Source organism: Oceanisphaera sp., from assembly GCF_052084945.1.
In the GTDB taxonomy this organism is placed as follows: domain Bacteria; phylum Pseudomonadota; class Gammaproteobacteria; order Enterobacterales; family Aeromonadaceae; genus Oceanimonas.
The window spans coordinates 10848-16848 of the sequence record NZ_JBQDEX010000054.1; the positions used below are offsets into that span (position 1 = coordinate 10848).

The 6001-nt window shown below is 46.7% G+C and carries 4 protein-coding genes; 1 reads left to right on the forward strand and 3 read right to left on the reverse strand.

Features of this window, described 5'->3' with window-relative positions; all coding sequences use genetic code 11:
- Positions 1-144: 144 nt before the first annotated feature.
- The 3 genes from ACTHY5_RS06755 to ACTHY5_RS06765 all read right to left on the reverse strand — a co-directional run bounded on the left by ACTHY5_RS06755 (position 145) and on the right by ACTHY5_RS06765 (position 5049).
- A complete protein-coding gene (locus tag ACTHY5_RS06755; protein ID WP_441878032.1) occupies positions 145-726 on the reverse strand; it encodes an anthranilate synthase component II in 582 nt (193 codons plus the stop codon).
- A gap of 142 nt (positions 727-868) precedes the next feature.
- The gene (locus ACTHY5_RS06760; protein ID WP_441878034.1) at positions 869-3934 is read right to left on the reverse strand and encodes an efflux RND transporter permease subunit; all 3066 of its coding nucleotides are present in this window, start codon (positions 3932-3934) and stop codon (positions 869-871) included.
- Between the two features lie 56 nt (positions 3935-3990).
- Positions 3991-5049: an efflux RND transporter periplasmic adaptor subunit gene (locus ACTHY5_RS06765; protein WP_441878036.1), complete on the reverse strand. Its 1059-nt coding sequence runs from the start codon at positions 5047-5049 to the stop codon at positions 3991-3993.
- A gap of 172 nt (positions 5050-5221) precedes the next feature.
- On the opposite strand from ACTHY5_RS06765, the gene ACTHY5_RS06770 reads away from it, so the two are divergent.
- The gene (locus tag ACTHY5_RS06770) at positions 5222-5680 is read left to right on the forward strand and encodes a DeoR family transcriptional regulator (RefSeq protein ID WP_441878038.1); all 459 of its coding nucleotides are present in this window, start codon (positions 5222-5224) and stop codon (positions 5678-5680) included.
- Positions 5681-6001 lie beyond the last annotated feature (321 nt).

Here is a 6001-nt window from a genome sequence, read left to right on the forward strand (position 1 = left end):
ATAAAAAGACAGGACAGTCATACCTTTTTATGAACACAATAAAGAGACGGGACAGTCACATCTTTAATCTTTACAGTCAGCTTAAGTGTGGCTGTGTTGGCACAGGCGGCATCGTTGGGTGTGTTTCAGATCGATAACGCTTGTTTAAAGCAGTTGAAGGAAATTCTTAAGCAGCTGATGTCCGCCCTCAGTTAAAATACTTTCAGGGTGAAATTGCACGCTATGTAAAGGCCATTCATTATGTTGCATTGCCATAATGTCGCCTTGCTCTGTCCCTTGGCCTTCACTCCACGCTGTGATAGTAAAACAAGGCGGCAGACTGGCACTCTCCACAATAAGAGAGTGGTAACGGGTGACCGTTAACGGATCTGGCAGCGCTGTAAATAGCCCCACACCAAGATGACGAATAGCCGAGGTTTTACCGTGCATCACTTGCTGGGCACGCACCACTTTACCACCAAAGGCTTGGGCGATGGCTTGGTGCCCTAAGCAAACGCCTAAAATGGGCAGTTTATCGGCAAACTCTCTAATGGCCGCTAACGAAATCCCTGCTTCATTGGGGGTACAGGGCCCGGGCGAAATAACTAAGCCCTGAGGGCGCAACGCGGCTATTTCGGCCACGCTAATATCATCATTGCGCTTGACCATAACTGCTTGCCCCAACTCACCAAAATACTGCACTAGGTTATAGGTAAAAGAGTCATAGTTATCGATTATCAGCAGCATGTTTGCCCTATATAAAAAAGAGTATTGAAACTGGTTTATTTTGCTTGGTTAAACGGCTATTAGCAATTAGGCAGCTGCAACAAAAAGCGCCCCTATGTAGGGCGCTTGGTATAGGTCAATGGGTGGTTAAACGTTCAATGAGCTATTCGCTGCTAGTTTGTGGATCCTCGGGCGGCAAGCGAAATATCGTTACATATAGCAGCGGCACCACCACTAAGGTAAGGATAGTGGCAAAGGCTAAACCAAACATAATCACCACCGCCATACTCTTAAAGAAGGGGTCAAACAGCAATGGAGCAACCCCTAAGATAGTGGTAAAGGCGCCAAGGAACACTGGTCGCGCTCGGCTGACCGCCGCATCTAATACTGCGGTAAAGCCTTGCTTACCGTCGCGGATTTCCGCATCGGCCTGATCCACCAGCACAATGGAATTTTTCACCAACATCCCCACTAAGCTTAAGCAGCCCAAAATCGCCATAAACTCAAACGGCACTTGAAAGATCACTAAGCCCACTGTGACCCCAACAATAGCCAAGGGGGCTGTGAGCCAAATCACCAAGGGTTGGCGCAAACCATTAAACATCACCACCACAGCCAAGATCATGGCGGTAAAGCCATAGGGTGCAGAAATAGCTAAACCTTCGTTTGACTCATTAGACGCCTTATATTCACCGTGCCACTCCAGTCGATAGCCAGGGGGAAGATCTATGGCTTCAATTTTAGGCATTAAACGGTCTAACAAAGGATTCGCTTGCTCACCGGGTAAGGGATCTGTTTGTGCCATTATAGTAGGAAAACGGTCGATACGTCTTAAAATAGCGTCTACCCATTCCACATCAACACCGGTAATTAACTGACTCACCGGCAGATACTGCTTGGCCGTTGGGCTATACACCTGCACGCTATCTATGTCTTGTGCTAAGGCACGTTCGGCTTTAGGTGCACGAGCAATTATAGGGATCAACTTATCGCTTTCTCGATAGACACCCACTCGCTCCCCAGTAAAGGCGCGATTAATGGCTTGGCTTATCTGAGTGATATCTACCCCAGCACGGCGCGCGGCTACTTCATCAACCACAGGGCGTAGCACAGGCGTTTTTTCTCGCCAATCATCTTGGATAGCGATGGCTTCACCATCGTCAGCCATAATAGCTTTAGCTTCTTCGGCAAGTTTACGCAGTACAGCAGGGTCGGGCCCCATAAAAGCGGCTTCTATTTTTTTACCGCCACCACGGCCCAGCATAAACTTCCAAGCTTTAACTGCAGCTAACGGGTGACGCTCCGACAGCTCTGCTTGTAGATCTTCCACTAACTGCGCAATAATAGTGGGATCATCTACATCTACCAATAATTGGCCATAGCTACTGTTGGGGTCTTCAGGGCTATACGTTAGCATAAAGCGTAAACCGCCCTGACCTACAAAACTAGTAACATGGGTAACACCGTCTTGCTCTTCTACATAATCGGCCATGCCCGCTAACTCTTTGGCAGTTTCTTTAATATCTGAGCCTTGGGGCAAGTACATATCCACAACAAATTGTGGCCGAGCAGATTCGGGCATAAAACCTGGCTGTACCCAACCAAAGCCAAAAATAGCCCCCGCTAATAGTGCCAGCAAAATCCCCCCCGTAATTATCCGGCGGCGCAGAGCAGTATTAAGCAGAGCACGATAACGCGCTAAAATGCCTGTAGGCTGTTCATCTTCATTCCCCGCACGCACTGTTACTTTCAACAGAGAGACACATAGCAAAGGCGTTAACGTCACGGCAAATAACCAGCTAAGCAGCATTGAATACATGATCACCCAAAACAGTGACCCCGCATACTCGCCCATATCAGTTGGCGATAAACCAATAGCACTAAAGGCCAAAATACCAACCAAAGTACCGCCTAACAGTGGCCATTGAGTGCCTTTCACTACGGCTGCGGCGGCACTTTCTGCCCGCTCGCCTTTTTGCATACGTACCAAAATACCATCGGTGACTACGATGGCATTATCCACCAACATACCAAGGGCGATAATCAGTGCCCCCAGCGAGACCCGTTGCATGGCGATATTATCCATGTACATGGCAATTAAAGTACCGGCTACTGTGAGTAACAATACGGCACCGACAATAACGCCACTGCGCCACCCCATAAAGACAATGAGTACCAGCACCACGATTGCCACAGCCGCCGCAAGATTAGCCACAAAACCATTGACTGCGTCACGCACTGAATCGGACTGATAAGAAACAATATTAAGATCCATCCCCAGTGGGCGTTGCCCGTCTAACTCGGCAAGACGAGCTCGAACCGCATCGCCCATATCAACCACGTTTCCGCCAGCGACTTGAGAAATCCCTAAGCCAATGGCGGGGTTGCCATCATAGTTCATCAAAGCACGAGGTGGCTCTACAGTAGAGCGTGTAATGGTGGCGACATCTTTTAAGAAGATCACCTGATCACCCCCCGTGGATGCCAAGGCAATATTGCCAAGGGCGGCAACCGAGTCTACTTGCCCCTTCGGACTAAAATGTACTCGCTGTGGGCCAACTTGCAAATTACCTGAGTCACTGATCACGTTTTGCTGGCGTAGTGACTCATAAATCTGACTTTGTGAAATACCTAATTGAGCCGCTTTAGCTGAAGCGACTTCTAAAAATATTGCCTCTTGGGGCGCGCCCAAGGTGGCAATTCGCGCCACACCGGGAACCTGCAATAGCTCACGCTCCAGATCATCAAGATAATCTTTGATCTGTTGCAGGCTATAACCTTCACCGGTGACGGCAAAAAACAGTGCATACACATCACCAAAATCATCATTTACATGAGAAGGTCCCGCACCTGGCGGCAAATTATTTTGCGCATCGTTAATTTTACGCCTGAGCTTATCCCATACTTGTTCAAGTTCAGCTCGACTATGAGCAAACTTCATCTCAATTTCGACTTTGACCAGCGAGCTCCCCATACGTGATACCGAGGTAACTTCTTTAAGCTCTTGCAGCTGCTGCACGGCTTCTTCTATTACCTCTGTAACTTCTTCTGCCACCTGAGCCGGCAAGGCCCCTGGGTAGGGAGTAGTAATAGCCGCTTGACGGATCACAAACTCGGGGTCCTCAAAACGCCCCAATTTCTGATAACTAATGTATCCCCCGACCAGCAACAGCACACACGCCATCCAAGCAATAGTGCGTTTTGCTAATGTCTGTTCAGCAATATTCACGTTATACGCCTTATTATTAAGTGATTACCTTGTGTATAAAATCGGTGCATGCCTATTTATAAAGGCCTAACTAACATGTCTTCTCGCAGCTGACTTACGCCGGCAGTAACAATTTTCTCACCACTCTTTAAGCCACTCTTTACAACGACATCGCTCCCCACTACCTCACCTAGCTCCAAAGCTCGCAGCGTCACTCGATCATTATCTGAGTTAACAATCCACACTCCAGTAACTCCATCTCCATTGGCATAAACAGCTTGTAAGGGCACTCGGATTAAGCGGTTTGTGTCTACGGCCAAGGTATTGGTCGGATATATATCAACAGACATACCCGGTAATATTGTGATGTCATAGCCAGGTTCTAGTGAAAGTACCACTTCATAAGTTTGCGTTTGACTGTCACTTTCTGAAGAGAATGATTTAAGACTTACGGGCAGGCGATGCTCTTCTTGCCCGGAGAAAAGGGCATACCCCACCACTTGCTTAGGCTGATTACGCACAATGCGCTCTGGTACGTTAATTACAATTTCTAAATGGCTGAGATCCTGCAAACTTACAATCGGCTCTTTGGCTTGAACATTACTAAAGTTCTCTACTCGACGCTTAGTGATGACGCCAGCAAAAGGGGCAGTTAAACGGGTATCATCCACATCTTTTTTAGCAGATAAGTAACGAGCACGCGCCACTTCCATTGCTGTGCGCTGCTGATCAACTTCCGCTTTTGCCACTGCCTGGCTCTGCTTCCATATTTTTAGGACCCGATTATAATCAGTACGAGCTTTGTTATATTCAGCTTGAGCCGAAGCCAATACTATTTGATAGTTTTCGCTATCGAGTGTGGCAACTAAATCCCCTTGGGCAACCTTTTGCCCTTCTTGTACCGGCAATTCAGTTAAACGTCCCGGCACATTAAATGCCAGCTCAGCGCGTTCTACCGCTCGCACACGCCCCGGAAAGCGTAAATTTAGACTTGCCTCCCCTGCACCTATAGTGAGCATAGTCACCGGCCGTGACACTTCAGCAGGCTCTTCTGCGACGTTATCTTCGCCGCAACCACTTAATACACCCAGCAGCAAACTTACCACCAGCAAGCCAATATATTTATTCAACCTCATACTCCCGCTTAAAGAAAAGTGATTGCAGCCAACAGTGCATCAACCCTATTATTCCAAAATAATGGATATGCCCCTAGTGTCGGTGAAACATAGCTTGCAGACAACGCACCTTATGCCCAAAATGGGTAACCTAACGCTACAATGATAACATGTTATTATTTGAGTACTTACTATGCCATTTAGTTATGAGAAAATTACCACCCATTTTGGACATATATTTCCTACTCATGTAGAAGAACTATGCGAATTACTGATCATATTGCGTAAGCAGTTTTTTGGTGATCTCGACTTAATGCTAATTTTAGCCATTATTGGCTCACGCGCCTTACCGGCACGCCATGCCAAAGCGATGACGTATGATGAATTTCTAACAAATAATGATAAAAACCGTACTAATCAGCCTATTAACATTCAATCGGTTGCCGAGTGTAGTGGCATTGCGCGTGAAACAGTACGACGCAAAGTGAATAAACTGGAAGAACTAGGCTACGTTACTCGCAATGATCAAGGCATGCTTAAAGTCACCGCAAAAGCGACCACAGAACTAACCGCCTCTACCGAAGCCAGTATGCAATACTTAGTCGCTCTGGGCGCAAGCAGCACCGCCTTTAATAAAGAAATACTCGATTAAACAACAAAGTAACCTACATAAATACGTATAAACAGCAAGGACAGGCAGATCTCTTTTAAACTAAGGTTAAAAATAGAGTGAAACATAGGGCTGGCAATTTTTTTAAATAATAAGAGGCAATAAAAATAAGAGCACACTCATAAAGCAGTGCGTAAAGTTAAATATAGTCACATTAAGGCATGATAAATCACAGGTAAACTATAGATCGCTTATTAGAAGCATCCATTAGTTGGAATAAAGTACGCTTTAGGTTAGCTGATCGGATGCCAGGGCTGACGCATGATCAGTTTCCGTTCAATTTGGTCAAGGTTTGATCAAGCA

Excerpts from the sequence above, each read along its gene's own strand:
- ACTHY5_RS06755 (WP_441878032.1), bottom strand. The coding sequence starts at position 726 with ATGCTGCTGATAATCGATAACTATGACTCTTTTACCTATAACCTAGTG.
- ACTHY5_RS06765 (WP_441878036.1), bottom strand. The coding sequence starts at position 5,049 with ATGAGGTTGAATAAATATATTGGCTTGCTGGTGGTAAGTTTGCTGCTG.
- ACTHY5_RS06770 (WP_441878038.1), top strand. The coding sequence starts at position 5,222 with ATGCCATTTAGTTATGAGAAAATTACCACCCATTTTGGACATATATTT.